The following is an 18,270-nucleotide window of genomic DNA, read 5'->3' as shown; positions in this document are numbered from 1 at the left end:
GGATGGGCGGGGCTGCAGAATTCGCCGCCGGTGGCGCGAGCGCAGTGGCACCCGGGGTCGGGGCAGAAAATGTTGTGCCCGACGGCATCAACCTGTGGATGCCCGTGGCCGACGAGCGCGCGGCGATGGTGGCTCTGGCGGCGAGCGGTATTCGGGTGGCGGCGGGGTCGTCGTTTCGGGCCGGGCCGAGCGATGACGGGCACTCAGAACTGGGACAGCAGTATGTGAGGATCACGGCCGGTGCCGTGCGCGGCGATGTCGAGGAGGTCGCGGCGCTGCTCGCGGCGGCCTCGCGGCAGGCGTAAGCGCTGGCGGAAGCAGGCCGGGCGCGATGTCGCACCCCCGACCTATGCTGTGAGCATGCGTTACGGAATCGTCATCCTCCCCCAAGACCGCTGGGCCGACGGGCGCCGCAAATGGGTTGAGGCCGAGCAATTGGGCTTCGACCACGCGTTCACGTACGACCACTTGTCGTGGCGCTCGCTGGCTGGCGAGCCCTGGGGTTCAACGATTGTCACGCTCACTGCCGCTGCGGTGGTGACCGAGCGCATTCGGCTTGGCACCTTTGTCTCGTCGCCGAACTTTCGGCATCCGGTGCCCTTCGCGAAAGACGTGGCGTCGCTCGACGATGTGTCGGGCGGCCGGTTCACGCTCGGTTTCGGCTCGGGCGGCACCGGGTTCGACGCATTCGTGCTCGGCCAGCAGGCCCTCAGTGCGCGGCAACGCCACGAGCGGTTCGCCGAATTCGTCGAGTTGCTCGATGCGCTGCTGCGCTTCGAGGCTCCGGATGCCCGGGCGGGCGAAACTCGGGGCGCCGACGTCGAACCCCCGTACGGCATCAGCTTCGATGGCACCTGGTACACCGCACACGAGGCCCGCATGGTGGGGCGTGCGGCGCAGCAGCCGCGGGTTCCGCTGGTGTTGGCGGCGAATGGCCCGAAGGGGCTCGGGCTGGTGGCGCAGTTCGGGCAGGGCTGGGTCACAACGGGGGCCGAGGGGGCGACGGGCGAGGAGTGGTGGCGGTCGGTCGAGTCGCTCTCCGGCCGTCTCGACGACGCCGCGGAGGCCGCCGGGCGTGACCCCGGCAGCATCGACCGGTACCTGTCGGTCGACTCGGGCGGGCAGTACGCCCTGCAGAGTGTGGGGGCGTTCGAGGAGATCGTGGGGCGGGCCTCCGGTGCCGGGTTCACCGACGTGATCACCCACTGGCCGCGGGCCGACGGCATCTACGCGGGATCGGAAGATGTGCTGAGCGAGGTGGCGTCGAGGTTCGTGCGCAGCTGACACCCGCGGTGGGGTGCGAAAATTACAGTGTGAAGATAACTGTTCTGGCCGGTGGCGTCGGTGGCGCCAAATTCCTTCGAGGTTTGCGGGAGCATCTTCGGGCAACCCTGCCTGACGGGCAGGGCGGCACGACAGCCGAGATCACGGCCATCGTCAACACGGGCGACGACCTGTGGCTCACGGGCCTCCGCGTCTGCCCCGACCTCGACTCGATCATGTACACGCTCGGCGGCGCGAACGACGAAGAGCGCGGCTGGGGCCGTCACGGCGAATCGGAGCGGGTCAGCGCCGAACTCACCGAATACGGGGTCGGATGGCCGTGGTTCACCCTCGGCGACCTCGACCTCGGCACCCACATCACCCGATCGCACCTGCTGCGCGAGGGCCGCACGCTGTCAGAGGCCACTGCGCATGTGGCCGCGCGGTGGAACCTCGGTATCACGCTGCTGCCGATGAGCGATCAGCCGGTGGAGACGCATGTGGTGGTGGGCGAGGGTGCCGGCGACGGCGGTGCGGCCGGCGGTGCTGGTGCGGGTGCGGGTGCTGAGCGCAGCATGCACTTCGAGGAGTGGTGGGTGCGGTACCGCGCCGGGCTGCCGGCGGTGCGGTTCGAGCAGCGGGGGCTCGAGGAATCCGTGGCTGCGCCGGGGGTGGTCGAAGCGATACTCGGGGGCGACGTGGTGCTGGTGGCACCGTCGAATCCGGTGGTCTCGATCGGAACGATTCTGACAGTGCCGGGCATCCGGAGCGCCCTCGAAAACACAGCGGCTCCGATTGTGGGGGTCTCGCCGATCATCTCGGGGGCGGCGGTGCGCGGCATGGCGCATGCGTGCCTGAGCGCCATTGGGGTGGCAACGACGGCCGATGCGGTGGGGCTGCACTACGGGGCGCGGGCGAGTGGAGGGTTGCTCGATGCATGGTTGGTCGACGAGAGCGATTCGGGGCTGCTGCCGGGGCTAGCTGAGGCGGGGCTCCGGGTGGTGGCGGTTCCGTTGTGGATGAACTCGGTCGAGCACGCGGCGGCGCTTGCTGGTGCCGCTCTGGCGGAGGCGGCTCTGCTGCGCGCGTGACGGCGGCGGGTGCGACGCCGAAGTGACGGCGGCGCTGAAGGGTTCAGCGCATTCCCGCTGCATTGGTTGGTAGGGATGCTGGAGCGAAGAAGTGCTCCAGCATGGCGTCGGGGCGCTCGATGTGGCCGAAGTGGCCAGCGCCTTCGAGGGTGTGGGCCGTGAAGTCGGGAATGACAGCATCCAGAAGCGCGTCGTCTGAGTCGGCGACGAAGACGTCTGCGCTGCCGTGCAGGGCGAGAACGGGGCACCGGATGCCCGCCCACACCCGCGCGGCGTCATACTGCCCCGCCCGTGCGGAGGCCTCGGCGAACGACCGCGGGCGGGCCTCTTCGGCGAGCGCGTGCATCACGGTCGCGTCGACGGAGTGCGGGTGAGCGAACAGCGGACTCATGACGAGGCGAAAGAGCCGGGTGTCGCCGGTCGCGTTCACCAGCCGAGTGCCTGAGCGGCCGAGCGCCGCCAGAGTGCGCATGACGAAGAGCATTCCGATGTACGCCGGCAGCCCTCGAAAACGGCGGATCGGATGCCGCACACTCTCGATGACCGAGAAGGTGGTCGCGGAAACCAGCAGAACCTTCTCGGTTGCCCGCGGCTCGTGCGCGGCGAGGTCGAGTGCGACGAAGCCGCCGAGCGAATGGCCGAGGAGCACCCAACTGTCGTAGCCGAGCGCTCGAGTCACCTCGGCGACCGAACTGGAGATGGCCTCGATCGTGCGCTGGTTGGGATCTGCTGGCAGAGCGGTGTCGCCCCAGCCGGGCAGGTCGGGGATGACGAGGTCGCCGAGATCGAGCCCGGCGCGGCGGGCGGCCTGCAGCAGCGGGGTGAAGGTCGACCAGGATCCGGCGGCTCCGTGCAGCAGCACGAGGGCGGTTCGCGGCAGCGCGGCGGGCGGCAGCGAGGTGGGCGGTGCGGGAAGGCTGGGCGCGACAGATCCGGTACGAGGTACCAGAGTCGCAGGTGTCGCGGTGTGCCGCACCGTGACAGCGCCAGCACCGGTGGCGATGACGGAGGTCTTGAGGCCGAAACATCCGGGGTCGGCCACAATACCGAATGGCGCGTACCCCCTGTCGCCCGTCATCACTGTCACTCCCTCTCTTCGCAGCGGAAACCTCTTGGGTTTGCCTTTCCCGCCCCGCCTTACAGTCGCGCGCCCATCGAGGGGGCGGCTGGTGAGGTGGGTTCGTACGATGGGAGGGTGAGCGAAGCAGAGCGGTTCCAAGAGGCCGTGCAGTTGGAGGAACGGGCGCAGTTGGAGGAACGGGCGCAGTTGGAGGAACGGGCGCAGTTCGAGCAGAGGGTGCGGCGGGCATCCGGAGACCTGACGGGCGCCGGGAGCGCGGCGGAAGCCGAGCGAGTGCTCCGGGAACTGCTGCCCGATCTGGTGCGCGAGCTTCAGTTCGACCGCGCGGCCGGGAGTTTCGGGGCGTGGGGGCTGTCGACGGTGATCGACGAGAACCTCGGGGTGCCCGTGATCGGGCGGGCGCTGTTCGAGGCGCTGCACGCGCTGGCCGGGGTGGGTGCAGCGTGGCCGGTGGGCAACGCCGGGCTGCTGCACGTGTACGGGTACCTGCTGTCGACGGTTCAGACTCCGTACGGGTTGAAGCGCGAGCGGTGGCTGAGCGTCGAGCTGGGGCGGGCGCTCGGGCAGCCGGGCGGGTTTCTGGGGCCTCTCACTGCATCGGCAGACACGAATACGACGCTGCCGTCGGTCGGTGCGAGTGCGGGTGCAGGTGCGGGTGCAGCTGAGAGTGCAGGTGCTGGGAAGAGTGCGACGGCGGGCGGGGTGGATGCTCCGCGGGGGCTCGTGGCCGGCATAACATCGGCCGTGCATCCGGTGCTCACGGCTCCCGGGCACCAGTCTGCAGCACAAGCGTTCATCGACGAGCTGGCCGGCGAGGAGCGCGAGGATGTGGCGCGGGCCGTTCTCGTATCGGCGGCCGGATGCCAAGCGGTGGTCTACGGCATCACGACGGGGTCGACGATGCGAGTGATCACGGCGTTTCCGATCGCGGCTTCGACGTCGGTCGCTGAGTGGATCGAGCGATTCACCGCAGAACCTCCGCGCCTGCGGTTCAACGCAGTGGGCCACGAGCTGCCGGCGCGCTCGGCGCTTGCCGAACGGGTCGTGACGCGCCTCTGATCAGAAACTGCAGCGGGGCGCGGGTCAGAGGGCCGCATCGGTCACGCGACCGAGCAGCTCGGCCGTGCGGGGCCCAAGTGCACCCGACGCCACAGCGGCCACGTCGGCCGGGGTGTCGACGTCGCGGCGGAGGCTCGACGTGAGTGGCACGTCGAGCGGCACGAGCCCAGCCGCCGAATGACGGGCCGCCGAGGCGCCACCGAACAGAGGCCGCAGTGGTTCGCCCGGGCGAGCCGCAATCGTGGTGGTTCCGGTGCCGTCGGCGTCGGCGACGAAGGAGCGCGGATGCCCGGCCGCGCGACCGAGCGCGTCGACGACGTCGGCCGTGTCGAGCGTGGGCAGGTCGGCGGTCATCACGGCGACCCCGGCCGCGGGCCAGCTCCCTCGAGCGAAACGCAGTCCGTCGGCGATGGCGGCGTTGAGACCCGAACCAGCGTCGGGAATCACCTCGACGCGCAGAGGGGACTCTTCAGCGCCCCGACCGAACGCCCCGCCGGCATCGCGCGCACCGGCGCGAAGCGGAAGAGGTATTGCGTCGATCACGGCGCCACGGCCGAGCGCCTTGGCCGAGCCGGACTCGGCGTCGCGCCCGCTGCCCTTACCACCGCCACGCACGGGCGCCGCGTCGAGCCCCGCCAGGGCCGCCGCCGAGGCGGGGTCGTTCGTGACGATGACGACGGCGAGAACATCCGGGGCCCGCAGAATGGCGTCGACAGTGTCGAGCGCAAAGGCGAGCGCCAGGTCACGGCGCTCTGCGACGCTAAGGGGAAAGCTTGCGAGGCGCGACTTCGACTCGTTCGAGCCTTTGACGGGCACGACGACGACCCAGCGGAGGGCAGCGAAGGCTGTCACTGGCTCGCGGCCAGCCCGGCGAGGTATCCGGCCTCGTAGCCGTCGGCGAAGCCCTGCGCGAGGGCTTCGTCGGTGCCGAGCCGAAACATGTCGGTGGGCCCGGTGCGGTTCAGGGCGCGCGCCGGGGTGTCGAGCGACTCGGTGACGAAGTGCGCGAGCCCACGCACGAGCGCCACGGGAACACCCGTCGCCTTGCCCTTGACGAGGTCTGCGGCGGCCGCGATCTCGTCGCCGACAGCCATCTGGGTCACCTGCAGCGTCTGGCCGAAAGTGTCGACGCCGCCACGCAGGTCGTCGACCACCGAGACCCCGGCCGAGCCGATGGCGGCGTCGGTCTGGCCTTCTCGCCAGGCGCGGCCCAAGGTGTCAGAGACGACGATTCCGAGGCGCACGCCGAACCTCTGGCGAAGAGCGGTGGCGAGGCGACGGGCCGACGCGTCGGGGTCGATGGGCAGCAGCAGCACGGTTCCCGCGGGGGTGTTGCTGGCGTCGACTCCGGCCGCGGCCTGAACGATGCCCTGGCGATTCTCGACGATGCGGGTGATGCCGCCCGGATGCTCGCGGGTGGCCACCACGCGCACGGTTTCGGCGGTGATGGCGTCTTCGCGGTCATCCGCTCGCACAGACCTGCCCTCGGCCTTGGAGACGATCTTGCTGGTCACGACAAGAATGTCGCCGTCGGCTGGAGCAACGTCGCCCGCTGCCACGGCATCGCCGATGATGACGTCGAGCGCGTCTCCCGCGCTGATCTCGTCTATGCCCTCAACGGCATATATCGATACCGAGCCCATCAACGCACCACCTTCGGCAGTACGTCGCGCCCGAAGGTCTCGATCCATTCTGCTTGGTTGCGCCCCACATTATGCAGGTAGATGCGATCGAACCCGAGGTCGGCGAATCGCTGGATGTACGCCCTGTGCTCATCGGGTTCACTCGACACCAGCAGCCGCCCCTCGAAGTCTTCGGGGCGAACCATCTTGGCCATCTGCTCGAACTCGAACGGTGAACGGATGTCGGCCTTCGCGAACCGCATGCCGCCATTCGGCCACTCGACCAGCGCGTTCGTGAGCGCTTCTTCATAGGTGGGCGCCCACGAGAGGTGCAACTGGAGCACCTTCGGCATACCGGCGGGGTCTTTGCCCACCTCGCGAGCGCCGTCGGCGAACCGGCTGAACAGCCCGGCGATCTTCTCGATGGGTGCGCCGACGGTGATGAGGCCGTCTGCGTGACGACCGGCTCGGCGCGCCGTCACCGGGCCCGAGGTTGCGACGAGAATCTCGGGAGCGACGAGCGGCATGGTCCAGAGCCGGGTCGACTCGAGAGTGAAGTAGTCGCCGCGGTGTTTGACGTCGCGGCCGGCGAGCGAGGCAGTGAACAGTTTGCTGATGATGTCGACGGCCTCGAACATCCGGTTGATGCGTTCGGGGGCCTCTGGCCAGTACTGGCCGACGATGTGCTCGTTCAGCGCTTCTCCCGAGCCGAGGCCGAGCCAGTGCCGGCCGGGGTACATCGCGCCCATCGTCGCACTCGCCTGCGCGATCATCGCCGGGTGCCAGCGAAACGTCGGAGCAGTGACTCCGGGGCCGAAATCGCCTGACGTTCGCTCGCCGAGCGCGGTGAGAACGTTCCAGACGAATGAGCTCTGGCCCTGCTGGGGCACCCACGGTTGAAAGTGATCGGTCGCCATGGTGCCCGAGAAACCGTGCTTCTCGGCGAGAGCGGCGAGCGCCACGGCCTCTGTCGGGTGAAACTGTTCGAGCATGGCGGCGTAGCCGATCGACAGTTCACTCATACGTCAATCCTGCCATCCCGTCGCACAGTGACGCCCCGGCAGCCCTACAGCACTGCAACCTGCCAGCCCCGCCACGCGGCAGCATGGAAACCGATCCGCCCTCAGGCGTGCGACGCCAGAAACTCAGCGACCGCAGCGGGAACGTACGGCGACACGTCTCCGCCGAGCCCCGCCACCTGCCGCACCAACGAACTCGACACGTGCGCGTGCGCCGGGTCGGGCAGCAGAAACACGGTCTCAACCCCGGCGAGGTTACGGTTCACGATCGCCATCGGTGTCTCGTACGCCACATCGACCTGCGAGCGAATGCCCTTGACCAGCACTGTCGCCCCCACCTCGACGCAGTAGTCGACCAGCAGCCCCATGCTCCATGACGTGACGACGATGTTCGACGGCAACCCCCCGTCGGCGATGGCCTTCTGAATGAGCACCACCCGCTGGGCAATGGGCAGCAGCGCGGTCTTCCCGGGGTTGTGCACCACGACCACGTGCACCTCGTCGAAGATGCCGGCTGCGCGGGCAATCACATCGAGGTGCCCGAGGGTCACCGGATCGAAGGAACCTGGGACAACCGCAATGGTGCTCATGCCCTCAGGCTACCAACCCCGGCCGACCACTAACTCTTCGCGAGAAACGCACGGTCACTCTCATCGAGGCGTCGCGCCAGTGCGGCACGCAGCTCCGGATGCCCGGCCAACCCCGTGTCGTCTGCGAGTACCTCTGCTGCCGCCTGCCTCGCCTCACCGATGAGGTCGCCGTCGCTCACCACACGAAGCAGCCGCAGCGACGACCGCCCGCCCGATTGGCTGCTGCCGAGCACATCGCCCTCGCGGCGAAGTTCGAGGTCGATCTGCGCGAGCTCGAACCCATCGAGCGTCGACGCCACGGCTTCGACCCGCTCGCGGGCGAGCGTCTCGGGTTCGGCGTAGGTCACGAGCAGGCAGAGCCCCGGAACACCGCCGCGACCGACCCGGCCCCGCAGCTGGTGCAGTTGCGAGACGCCGAAGCGGTCAGCATCCATCACCACCATCGTCGACGCATTGGGCACGTCGACACCGACCTCGATGACGGTCGTTGCCACCAGAACGTCGATCTCACCGGCGGCGAAGGCGAGCATGGTGTGCTCTTTCTCCTCGCTCGTCATGCGGCCGTGCAGTGGCTCGATGCGACGGCCGGCCAGCATGGGGTTGGCGCGGATCTCGGTGAGCATTCCGAGCACCGTGGTCAGCGGCCGGGCGGGGCCCTCTTCGCCGTCGACCGGCTCGAGCTCGTCGGCCGGCTCGGCGACGCTCGGCTCGATGGCCGGGCACACCACGAAGGCCTGCCGGCCCTGCTCGAGCTCTTCGGCGGTTCGCTGCCAGATGCGATTCACCCAGCCGGGCTTGTCTGTGAGCGGCACGACGAAGCTCGAGATGCCCTGGCGACCGGCGGGCAGCTCGCTGATGGTACTGATGTCGAGGTCGCCGAACACCGTCATCGCCACCGTGCGCGGGATGGGCGTGGCCGTGAGCACCAACACGTGCGGCGGCTGAGCGCCCTTCGCCCGCAGCGCCTCGCGCTGTTCGACACCGAATCGGTGCTGCTCATCGACGACGACCAGCCCGAGATCGTAGAACTGAACGTTGTCGCTCAGCAGCGCGTGTGTTCCGACGACGATCTTCGCCTGCCCCGACACCATACGAAGAAGCGCCTTGCGGCGCTGGGCCACCGGCGACTGGCCGGTGTGCAGCGTGGGAACCAGCTCGGCCGCGAGGTCGGGGCCCAGCACCTTCACGATGGAGCGGAGGTGCTGCGAGGCGAGCACCTCCGTCGGCGCGAGCAACGCCGACTGGCCGCCCGAGTCGGCTACCGCGAGCATCGCCCGCAGCGCCACGAGTGTCTTGCCCGAGCCCACCTCACCCTGCACCAGCCGGTTCATCGGCTCGGGCTTCGCGAGGTCGGCCGTGATCTCGCTGCCGACCAGCGACTGGTCGCCAGTGAGGGTGAACGCGAGAGCGCGATCGAACCGCTCGAGGTAGCCACCCTTCTTCGCGACCCGTGGCAACGCCTTCTGGGCGTGGGCGGCCTGGCGCTGCTGAAGCAGCGCCGTCTGCAGAACGAACGCCTCCTGAAACTTCAGGGCGTCTCTCGCACGCCGCCAATCGCTGTCTTTCTCCGGCCGATGGATGCCCTCCAGCGCGGCCTCGAACGACTCGAGCCCGCGCTCTGCCCTGACTGCTGCGGGCACCGGATCTCCGATGTCGCCGAGCGCATCGAGCACCAGCGCCATCGACTTCTGGATCTGCCAGCTCGCCATCGACCCGCTCGCCGGGTAGATGGGAATGGGCATCTCCGCGAACTTCTTGGCCTCTGCAGTGCCAGTGTCGAGCGACAAGTCGTTGAAGAGCTCGTAGTCGGGGTGAGCCAGCTGCAGGGCGCCGCGGTACTCCCCCACCTTGCCGGTGAAGATGCCCCGCACGCCCGGCCGGAGCTCGTTCGAGCGCCACGCCTGGTTGAAGAAGGTGAGCGTGAGAATGCCGTGGCCGTCGGAGATCGACACCTCGAGAATCGACCCACGCCGCGCCTTCATGGGCCTCTCCCGCACGGTGCGCACCTCGGCCACGATGGTGACCGATTCGTTCAGGGGCAGTTCGCCGAGCGCGGTGAGCTCGCCCCGGCGGGCGTACCGGCGCGGGTAGTGCGCGAGCATGTCGGCGACGGTGACGATGCCGAAGGCCTTCTGCAGAGCACCCGCCGTGCGGCCGCCGAGCACGCCCGCGACTTTGGCGTCGAGCGGTGAACCCGCGCCGGTGCCGATGATGACGACCGGGCGGCTCGTCGAAGGCACGGGAGACGCGTTCATATGCCCGATTGTAGGCGCGGGCACTGACACCGCGCAGGCGGTGGCCGAGCATCCATCGCCTGACAGCACGCTAGGGTGCTGGAATGCGCACAACGACCACTCCCCTTCTCGCCGCCGGGGTCACCCGATGACCCGCATCATCGCCGGGTTCGCCGGCTCGCAGCGGCTGGCCGTGCCGCCCGCCGGCACGCGCCCCACCAGCGATCGTGTGCGGGAGGCCGTCTTCTCGGCGCTCGACTCCCGCGGCATTCTCGGGGGCTCGTCGGTGCTCGACCTGTACGCCGGCTCTGGCGCGCTCGCGCTCGAAGCCGTGAGCCGGGGCGCCGCCGAAGCATCGATCGTCGAGCGAGCGCCCGCGGCTGTTCGCGTGATCAAGGCGAACGTGGCGCTGGTTCAGAAGGCCGCGATGGCCACGCGGCCCACTCCGCGCGGCGGCCCGAACGCGCCGGCCAAGCGCGGCGTCGGCAGGCCGCCGAGCGCGAGCCCGCGCATCCATGTGGCAACCCAGTCGGTGGTGGCCTTTCTCGGCCAGACCGTCTCGACGTTCGACGTGGTCTTCATCGACCCGCCCTACGACCTCAGCGAGGCGGAGATCACCGAGGCGCTCACGCTGCTCGCTCCGCACCTGACACCCGGTGCCGATGTGGTGCTCGAGCGCAGCTCCCGCTCGCCCGAGCCGGCGCTGCCGGCGAGCCTGATTCTCGACCGCCGCAAAGACTACGGGGAGACGGTGCTGTACTGGATCACGCCCAGCTGAGTCGAACAGCCGGGAATGGTGGGCGTGCCGGGCCTGCAATCGCGCCGAGTTTTCGGTGAAATTGCAGGCTAAGCAAAATTACATTGTCGCAAATTTGCAGTACAGCAACATTGCAGTTGCGAAACTTTGCACATTGCGCAACAATTGACCCATGACAGTATCTCCCCCGTTGGGCCTTCGCGACAAGAAGCGCGCAGAGACACGGGCCAACCTCGAGCGGGCCGCCGTCGAGCTCGTCGCACGCGACGGCCTCGCTGCCGCAACGGTCGACGCCATCAGCGAAGCGGCCGACGTGTCGTCGCGCACCTTCTTCAACTACTTCGACAGCAAAGAAGACGCCATTCTCGGCCTTCGCGATGCTGTGCTGACCGAAGAAGTCGTCGCTCTGCACATCGCCCGCTACGACGGGGCCGACCTCGTCGAGTCGATCATGAAGCTGGTGTTCGGGGTCATCGGCCCCACGATTGCCAACTCCGACCTGCACGCCATGCGAATGGAGATCGTTCAGGCGCACCCCGAACTCCTCGGCCGTCACATCGCGCAGTTCACCCGCATGGCCGGTCAGATGACGGCGGCCATCCAGACACTCGTGAGGGCCGACAAGACATTCGCTTCCGACGTCGAATCGGCCGCCGATGCCGATCTCGCCGCCTCAGCCGAGCTGCTGCTCGCGCTCTGCAGCGGGGCGGCCCGCGTCGTGATCAAAGAGTGGGTGGCTGCCGGCAGCACGGCAGACCCAGAACAGATTGAAACACGAGCGATCTCGCTCGTCAGAGAGGTAACGAAGAAAATCCAATGACCACCACAATTTCGCCCAAAGCCGTGGCAACTCCTGCGGCCGACCCGGCAGCCAAACGCAACATCCTGCTGGTTTTCGCCGGCCTGATGGTGACGATGCTTCTGGCATCGCTGGATCAGACCATCTTCAGCACCGCGCTGCCGACGATCGTCGGCGAGCTCAACGGGGTTCAGTACATGCTGTGGGTCACCACCGCGTACATCCTCGCGTCGACGATCATGTTGCCGGTGTACGGCAAGCTCGGCGACCTCATCGGCCGCAAGGGCCTGTTCATCGCCGCGATCAGCCTCTTCATCGTCGGCTCTGTCGTGGGCGGCCTGGCACCCGACATGGGCCAGCTCATCGTTGGTCGCGCCATTCAGGGCCTGGGCGGCGGTGGCCTCATGATTCTGTCGCAGGCCATCATCGCTGACGTCGTACCGGCCCGCGAGCGCGGCAAGTACATGGGCATCATGGGCGGCGTGTTCGCACTCTCATCGGTTGCCGGCCCCCTTCTCGGTGGATGGTTCACCGAAGGGCCCGGGTGGCGTTGGGGCTTCTGGATGAACATTCCCCTGGGCATCCTCGCTATCCTCTCGGCAGTCATGTTTCTGCACCTGCCGAAAGGTGGGCAGCAGAAACCGCGCATCGACTTCCCCGGAATGGTGCTGCTCGCACTCGCGTCGACCGGCCTCGTGCTGACCACGACCTGGGGCGGAAACACCTACGCCTGGGATTCGCCCACCATCATCGGCCTCATCGCCGGCACTGTGGTGGCCGCGATCGCCTTCATCATGGTCGAGCGCCGGGCCGTAGAACCGATCATGCCGCCGCACCTGTTCAAAGACCGTAACTTCAACCTCACCACGATCGCCGGTCTCATCATCGGTATCGCGATGTTCGGTGCCCTCGCCTACCTGCCGACCTACATGCAGATGGTCACCGGCGCCACGGCCACCCAGGCCGGGCTGCTGCTCATCCCGCTGATGGCGGGACTGTTGATCACCTCGATCGGCTCGGGCCAGCTGGTGAGCCGCACCGGTCACTACAAGTTCCTGCCCATCGTCGGAACGATCATCACCGCGGTGGCCCTCGGGTTGCTGTCGACCATGACCGCTGGAATGCCGGTCTGGATCATCTGCGCCTACCTTGCCATCATGGGCATCGGGCTCGGCATGTGCATGCAGATTCTGATTCTCATCGTTCAGAACTCGTTCCCGCAGCGTGAAGTGGGTACGGCGACCGCGTCGAACAACTATTTTCGCCAGATCGGGGCCTCGCTCGGTTCGGCCGTTGTCGGTTCGCTGTTCGTCGCCAAGTTGACGTCGCTGCTGAGCGAGCGGATGCCCGCCGGAGCCGGCAACGCAGGTGGCAGCAACTCGTTCACGCCTGACCTCGTTCGAGGCCTGCCGTCGGCTGTGCGGGACATCATCGTGGGCGCCTACAACGACGCTCTGACGCCGGTGTTCCTTTACATGGTTCCGCTGGTGCTGGTGGCGACCGTGCTGCTGGTGTTCGTGAAAGAGAAGCCGCTGGCCACGACCATCGAGCGCGACCCGGTGCCACTGGCACAGTCGCTCGAGTTCGACGGCGTCGGTTCAGCAGAGCGGTAACGCAGTACCTCGTGTGGGGGCGGCAGGCTTTCGGGCCGGCTGCCCCCTCACGCGCGTTGGCCGCACTGGAAGAGGTGCGTGCTGGGGTCTCGCTCGGAGTCAGTGCTGGGGGTCTGGCTCGGGCAGCAGTTGCAGGCCGACCGTCGTGCTGGCGCCGAGCATGAGCGCCTCTATCCATGCACGGTTCAGGGAGGGCTCTTTGCTGCCGTAGAACCTGAACTGCAGCGGAATCGAAGGATGCATCCACAGCGAGCCGTGCCCGGCACCCGAATCGAGGCCGGAGGCGTACTGCATGGTGAACGATTCGCCGCGCCGGAGTTTCGTCACGATGACAACACGGAGGTGAGCGAGAACTCGGTCGTCGAAGTCGATGTCGGTTCCGGGGCTCCCGTAGATCAGCTTGCCCATCGTGCGTGTGGCTCCGTTCACCTGCGTCGATGCTGCGACGGTCTTGCGCTTCGTTCGCGCGGCATCCAGAAATTGTAGCGGGCACGCTGGCTGGTTGTCGCGCTGTGGTGGGGGTAGCCGACGGCGCTCAGCCGGTGGCGCCGTTCCAGTCGCTGAACGGATCCCAGCCGCCGGGCCGCACATACGCCTCGCCGCCAACAGTGACAAGTGGATGCCCGGGTGTGCGCTCGGTGACCACACCGATCATCCGGAAGCCTTCTGGCAGGGCCGCGCCGGATGAGAACGTCGCGAGCATGGCGTGATCTTCTCCTCCACAGAGCACAAAGTCACGCGCTTGTGCACCGACCACGGGGTCGAGCGCACGAAGTGACTCTGCTTCGGCTTCGATGGCGTCATGCAGAAACTCAATCGACACCCCACTGGCCAGCGCGATGCGCCCCGCGTCGAGAATCAGGCCGTCAGACACATCGAGCATCGCGGTCGCCCCGGCGGTTCCCGCGCGGCGCCCGGCGTCGAGGGGCGAGGTGGGCGCGAGCTGGGCCTCCACCAGTTCGGGGTGCTGCTCGCGCAGCTTCCGTCCGAGTTCGGCGTCTGGCTGAGCCTGGGGTTCGGGCAATTGCTCAGATGCTGGCGGGGCCGTTTTGTCGGGGCGCGTGGGGAGCACGCTCGTGCCCTCGGCGAACAGCAACCAGATGCCCGCGCCGGCACGGCCGAGTTCGCCGGCGACCGCCACCGTGTCCCCCACGGCGGCTCCCGATCGCACAACAGGCTTACGGCCCTCAAGCGAACCGAAGGCGGTGACGGCCAGCGTCAGCGTGTTCGACACCGAGAGATCACCACCCACCACGCCGGTGCCCGGCGCGTGCGCCGCGCAGGCATCTCGGAGGCCGTCAGCGATACCTTCGAGCGTGGCGACAGGGGTGTCGAGCGGGGCCGCGATCGCAACGACGAGGGCAGAGGGAACGGCTCCCATCGCCGCAACATCGGCGAGATTGGTGATCGCCGCCTTCCAGCCCAGGTCGTGCGGGGTCGACCACGCGAGACGAAAGTCGGGCCCGTGAATCATCATGTCAGTGGTGACGACGAACCGGGCATCCGGTGCCGCCACGACCGCGGCGTCGTCACCCGGGCCGAGCAGAGCGCCCGAAGCCGCGGGCAACCGCGGGAAGATGCGCTTCAAGGCCTCAACCTCGCCGACCGACGAGAGAGTATCGGTCGGCGGTGAAAGCTGAAGGTCTGCCCCGTGAGTACTCATTTCTAAACGGTAGCCTGTCGGTGATGTTCACCCGCAAACGCCTCCTGGTTCCTGGCGCCCTTCTGGCCGGTCTTCTCGCCGTCGTCGTCACCGGCTGCACACCCACCGTCGCGCTCGACCCGGCGGCCAACGCCACCGATCCGGGCTGCGCCGAAGTGATGGTGCGCCTGCCCGACTCGGTCGCGAGCGAGAGCCTCCGCCAGACGAACGCGCAGGCGACAGCCGCGTGGGGCTCGCCCGCCTCGATACTCCTGCGCTGCGGGGTGCAACCGTATGGCCCCACAACGCTGCCCTGCGACACCATCTCGGGCATCGACTGGATCGAAGACGACTCGCAGGCCCCGTCGTACACCTTCACCACGTTCGGTCGCACACCCGCGACGCAGGTCATCGTCGACTCCAACGCCGTCTCGGCTGTGACGGCCCTCGTCGATCTGCAGAGCGCCTTCGCGGCCACCCCCCAGACCAATAAGTGCGTCGACGCCAACGACGTGCTCGGCGCCGGCGGCACCCCCATCGGCTCCTCCACCGGCACTGCGGCGCCCACCCCGGCGCCGACCGCCGGCAGCACTGGCACTGGCACTGGCACTGGCACTGGCACCACAACAGTGCCCACCCCGGCGCCCACCGACACGACAGCGCCCTTCATCATCGAGACCACGCCCCCGGCCGCTGCGGGCTGATCCTGCACACTCGACCGCCGAGGCGGAGGATGCGTCGCACCGCGCTTGCCATTGCCGCCGCGGCCACCGTCGCCGCGGGACTCATCGTGCATTACAACGCCGCGGAATGGCTCGCATCGGGGTCGCTCGGCTCGGGCTGGTTCGGTTCGGGCTGGTTCGGTTCGGGCTGGTTCGGTTCGGGCTGGTTCGGTTCGGGCTGGTTCGGCAGCGGCTGGATCGGCGGTAGATCGAGCACGTGGGCGTGGATCCTCGACGCCAGCGGTGATGCACTTTACGCAGCGCTCATCTACTTGCTCCTCGCGCTGATCCTGACCGTCAGACAGAGCCCGAGGCTTCTCGCCGCAGGTCTCGCCCTGGCATTCTGCTGGATCATCGAGTTTCTGCAGCTCACCGACCTACCGGCGCGAATCGACGCCGCCTTCCCGCCCGCCGCACTCGTGCTCGGCAGCACCTTCGCGCCGACCGACCTCGCCGCCTACGCCGTCGGCGTCACCCTCGCCCTGCTCGCCGATGTCGCCGTCTCAACCCTGGCCGGGCATCCTCTCCTCCACGCACGCCGCCCCCACTGACACCGCCTCACCGCCCCGCCGCATCCATCGGCGATCGGCCATCGAGAGGGCAGGGCGGCGAGCGGCGGGCGGGAGAGGTGAGGACGTCAGGGGGTCAGGCCTCGACGGGCGAGGAGGGGCGCGATGTCGGCGTCGCGTCCGCGGAAGTCGCGGTAGGCCTCAAGCGGGTCGCGGGAGCCGCCGACGCCGAGCAGGCGCTGACGGAAGCGGTCACCGTTGGCGCGCGTGAGGCCGCCGTTCTCGGTGAACCACTCCACAGTGTCAGCGTCGAGCACCTCGCTCCAGATGTAGGAATAGTAGCCGGCGTCGTATCCGCCTGAGAACGTGTGCGCGAAGTATGTGCTCGAGTACCGCGGCGGAACAGCCGGGTTGCCGAGCCCGAAACCGGCAAGCGCCGCAGCCTCGAAGGCCGCCACATCCTCGACCGCATCGCCCGCCCCGAGCCGGTGCCACGCCTGGTCGAGCAGCGCCGCAGCGAGGTACTCAGAGGTGGCGAACCCCTCGTTGAACCCCGCCGACGCCTGCACCTTCGCCACGAGTTCGGCCGGCATGGGCTCGCCGGTGAGGTGGTGCACCGCGTAGTTCGCCAGAACCTCGGGCCAGAGCATCCACATCTCATTGACCTGGCTCGGAAACTCGACGAAATCGCGAAACACGCTTGTTCCCGAGAACTTCGGGTAGGTCACGCGTGCGAACAACCCGTGCAGAGCGTGCCCGAACTCGTGGAAGAACGTGTTCACCTCGTCGAACGTGAGCAGCGTGGGTGTGCCCTCGGCGGGCTTGGGAACATTGAGGTTGTTGGTGACGATCACCGGATGCCCGAGCAGGGCACTCTGCGACACCAACGAGTTCATCCAGGCCCCGCCGCGCTTCGAGTCGCGCGTGTAGAGGTCGAGCACGTAGAGCCCCACCGCCGAACCGCCTTCGTCGTGCACCTCGAACACGCGCGCCTCGGGGTGGTACGCCCGCAGGTCGGCGCGTTCGGTGAAGGTCACTCCGTAGAGCCTGTTCGCCGCGAAGAAGACCCCGTCGCGGAGCACCCGCTCGGCCTCGAAGTAGGGCCGCATCTCGGCGGTGTCGACGTCGAACCGAGCCTTGCGCAGCTTCTCGGTGAGGTACGCCCAATCCCACGCCTCGACAACGTATTCGCCACCGAATAGGCGCTGTAGCGCGGCCTGCTCGACACGGGTATTGCGGGCCGCCGGCGGTGCGAGCCGGCGCAGCAGGGCATCCACAGCCGCAGGCGTTGCGGCCGTCTCATCTGACGTAACGAAGGCCGCGTGCGATTCGAAACCGAGCAGGCCCGCCCGCAGAGCGCGCAGCCGGGTGATTTCGAGCACCAGGTCGCGGTTGTCGAACTCACCCCCGCGGTTACCCCGCGACCGTGACGCGGTGAAGAGTCGTTCGCGCACACGTCTGTCGGTGAGTGACGCGAGGTACGGATGCCCGGTCGGCAGCACGAGCGTCACCACCCACTTGCCCGGCAGCCCCCGCTCTGCCGCAGCCTCCGCAGCAGCGGAGATCTCGCCCGCACCGAGCCCCTCGAGCTCGGTCACGTCATCGATGACCAGGGCCAGCGCGTTGGTCTCGGCCAGCAGGTTCTTCTCGAACTTCGTCGTGAGCTCAGAGAGCCGCCGGTTGTACTCCCGCAGCTGCTGTTTCTGGGCGTCGCCCAACCCGGCGCCGGCTTGCGTGAACTCAGCGAGGTAACGCTCGACGAGGTACCGCGACTCTGCGTCGAGGCCGCCGGCACCACCGAACTCCGCTGACGCCCGCACCGCCTTGATGCGCGCGAACAGCCGCGAGTCGAGTCGCAGCGCGTCTGCGTGGGCGGCGAGCTTCGGCGCCAACTCTTCTTCGAGTGCGTTCGTCGTGTCGTTGCTGTCGGCCGACGCCTTATTGAAGAACACGGTCGCGACGCGTGATAGCATCTGGCCGCTCCGCTCGAGCGGAATCAGCGTATTGGCGAAGGTGGGGGCATCCGGTGCCGTCACTATCGCCTCGACCTCGGCGAGATGCTCGGCCATGCCCCGCTCGAACGCAGGCCGGTAGTGTTCATCGGTGATCGCCCCGAAATCGGGCAGTTGGTAGAGCAGAGTGCTCGGCTCGAAGAACGGGTTCGTCATGGGCCCAGCCTATGGCCGAGCACAGCAGAGGATATGGCTGCCGGGTTGCACAGCCCTGGCTGCGAGTTCCCCGCCTCGGGCCGAATTCGCAAGCCCCGCGC

Annotated in this window: 17 protein-coding genes and 1 pseudogene; 9 read left to right on the top strand and 9 right to left on the bottom strand. The window is 68.1% G+C overall.

The genetic code is table 11. From position 1 onward, the window contains the following. The 3 genes and pseudogenes from QN358_RS09700 to cofD form a co-directional block, all read left to right on the top strand. A pseudogene (locus QN358_RS09700) lies at positions 1-305 on the top strand (hypothetical protein); the annotation flags it as partial. A 55-nt stretch (positions 306-360) separates the two neighbouring features. After that, a complete protein-coding gene (locus QN358_RS09695) occupies positions 361-1,284 on the top strand; it encodes an LLM class flavin-dependent oxidoreductase (protein ID WP_201799294.1) in 924 nt (307 codons plus the stop codon). A gap of 29 nt (positions 1,285-1,313) precedes the next feature. Continuing rightward, a complete protein-coding gene (cofD, locus tag QN358_RS09690; RefSeq protein ID WP_323512217.1) occupies positions 1,314-2,354 on the top strand; it encodes a 2-phospho-L-lactate transferase in 1,041 nt (346 codons plus the stop codon). A gap of 43 nt (positions 2,355-2,397) precedes the next feature. Here cofD and QN358_RS09685 read toward each other — a convergent pair whose 3' ends face one another. Next, positions 2,398-3,432 (bottom strand): alpha/beta hydrolase, encoded by a 1,035-nt coding sequence (locus QN358_RS09685; protein WP_323512216.1) that lies wholly within the window; start codon positions 3,430-3,432, stop codon positions 2,398-2,400. Between the two features lie 117 nt (positions 3,433-3,549). On the opposite strand from QN358_RS09685, the gene QN358_RS09680 reads away from it, so the two are divergent. After that, entirely contained in the window at positions 3,550-4,494 is a 945-nt protein-coding gene (locus QN358_RS09680) for a hypothetical protein (protein ID WP_323512215.1), read from the top strand. Positions 4,495-4,518: 24 nt separating this feature from the next. Here QN358_RS09680 and QN358_RS09675 read toward each other — a convergent pair whose 3' ends face one another. The 5 genes from QN358_RS09675 to QN358_RS09655 all read right to left on the bottom strand — a co-directional run bounded on the left by QN358_RS09675 (position 4,519) and on the right by QN358_RS09655 (position 9,980). Then, entirely contained in the window at positions 4,519-5,346 is an 828-nt protein-coding gene (locus QN358_RS09675) for a 2-phospho-L-lactate guanylyltransferase (protein ID WP_161580427.1), read from the bottom strand. Then, positions 5,343-6,137, bottom strand: coding sequence for a coenzyme F420-0:L-glutamate ligase (gene cofE / locus QN358_RS09670; protein WP_136642429.1), 795 nt, complete (start codon positions 6,135-6,137; stop codon positions 5,343-5,345). Before cofE ends, QN358_RS09675 begins: the two co-directional genes overlap by 4 nt. After that, on the bottom strand, positions 6,137-7,138 hold the full coding sequence (locus tag QN358_RS09665) for a TIGR03557 family F420-dependent LLM class oxidoreductase (RefSeq protein ID WP_136642430.1): 1,002 nt from the start codon (positions 7,136-7,138) through the stop codon (positions 6,137-6,139). The genes cofE and QN358_RS09665 overlap by 1 nt, the downstream gene beginning before the upstream one ends. Positions 7,139-7,239: 101 nt before the next feature. Beyond that, positions 7,240-7,725, bottom strand: coding sequence for a pantetheine-phosphate adenylyltransferase (gene coaD, locus QN358_RS09660; RefSeq protein ID WP_136642431.1), 486 nt, complete (start codon positions 7,723-7,725; stop codon positions 7,240-7,242). A gap of 29 nt (positions 7,726-7,754) precedes the next feature. Then, on the bottom strand, positions 7,755-9,980 hold the full coding sequence (locus tag QN358_RS09655) for an ATP-dependent DNA helicase RecG (RefSeq protein ID WP_136642432.1): 2,226 nt from the start codon (positions 9,978-9,980) through the stop codon (positions 7,755-7,757). A gap of 127 nt (positions 9,981-10,107) precedes the next feature. On the opposite strand from QN358_RS09655, the gene QN358_RS09650 reads away from it, so the two are divergent. The 3 genes from QN358_RS09650 to QN358_RS09640 all read left to right on the top strand — a co-directional run bounded on the left by QN358_RS09650 (position 10,108) and on the right by QN358_RS09640 (position 13,128). Next, entirely contained in the window at positions 10,108-10,737 is a 630-nt protein-coding gene (locus QN358_RS09650; protein WP_136642433.1) for an RsmD family RNA methyltransferase, read from the top strand. Positions 10,738-10,888: 151 nt separating this feature from the next. Then, positions 10,889-11,536 (top strand): TetR/AcrR family transcriptional regulator, encoded by a 648-nt coding sequence (locus QN358_RS09645; protein ID WP_136642434.1) that lies wholly within the window; start codon positions 10,889-10,891, stop codon positions 11,534-11,536. Then, positions 11,533-13,128 carry an MDR family MFS transporter gene (locus tag QN358_RS09640; RefSeq protein WP_323512214.1) on the top strand — a complete coding sequence of 532 codons (1,596 nt, stop codon included), beginning with the start codon at positions 11,533-11,535 and terminating at the stop codon, positions 13,126-13,128. Before QN358_RS09645 ends, QN358_RS09640 begins: the two co-directional genes overlap by 4 nt. 99 nt (positions 13,129-13,227) lie before the next feature. Here QN358_RS09640 and QN358_RS09635 read toward each other — a convergent pair whose 3' ends face one another. Together QN358_RS09635 and QN358_RS09630 are read right to left on the bottom strand one after the other, a co-directional pair. Then, the gene (locus QN358_RS09635; protein WP_323512213.1) at positions 13,228-13,557 is read right to left on the bottom strand and encodes an ATP-dependent DNA ligase; all 330 of its coding nucleotides are present in this window, start codon (positions 13,555-13,557) and stop codon (positions 13,228-13,230) included. Positions 13,558-13,663: 106 nt separating this feature from the next. Continuing rightward, positions 13,664-14,791, bottom strand: coding sequence for a thiamine-phosphate kinase (locus tag QN358_RS09630; RefSeq protein ID WP_323512212.1), 1,128 nt, complete (start codon positions 14,789-14,791; stop codon positions 13,664-13,666). Between the two features lie 23 nt (positions 14,792-14,814). Between QN358_RS09630 and QN358_RS09625 the strand changes: the two genes are divergently transcribed. Continuing rightward, positions 14,815-15,474: a DUF3515 family protein gene (locus tag QN358_RS09625; protein WP_323512211.1), complete on the top strand. Its 660-nt coding sequence runs from the start codon at positions 14,815-14,817 to the stop codon at positions 15,472-15,474. A gap of 29 nt (positions 15,475-15,503) precedes the next feature. Beyond that, positions 15,504-16,043: a DUF2809 domain-containing protein gene (locus QN358_RS09620; RefSeq protein ID WP_323512210.1), complete on the top strand. Its 540-nt coding sequence runs from the start codon at positions 15,504-15,506 to the stop codon at positions 16,041-16,043. A gap of 86 nt (positions 16,044-16,129) precedes the next feature. Here the strand turns inward: QN358_RS09620 and QN358_RS09615 are convergent, their stop codons facing one another. Then, the gene (locus QN358_RS09615) at positions 16,130-18,169 is read right to left on the bottom strand and encodes a M3 family metallopeptidase (RefSeq protein WP_323512209.1); all 2,040 of its coding nucleotides are present in this window, start codon (positions 18,167-18,169) and stop codon (positions 16,130-16,132) included. Positions 18,170-18,270 lie beyond the last annotated feature (101 nt).

This window comes from Subtercola sp. RTI3 (genome assembly GCF_035018625.1).
Lineage (GTDB): Bacteria > Actinomycetota > Actinomycetes > Actinomycetales > Microbacteriaceae > Subtercola > Subtercola vilae.
Note: the sequence above shows the minus strand (reverse complement) of the source record. Positions and strands in the feature narration are given on the sequence as shown.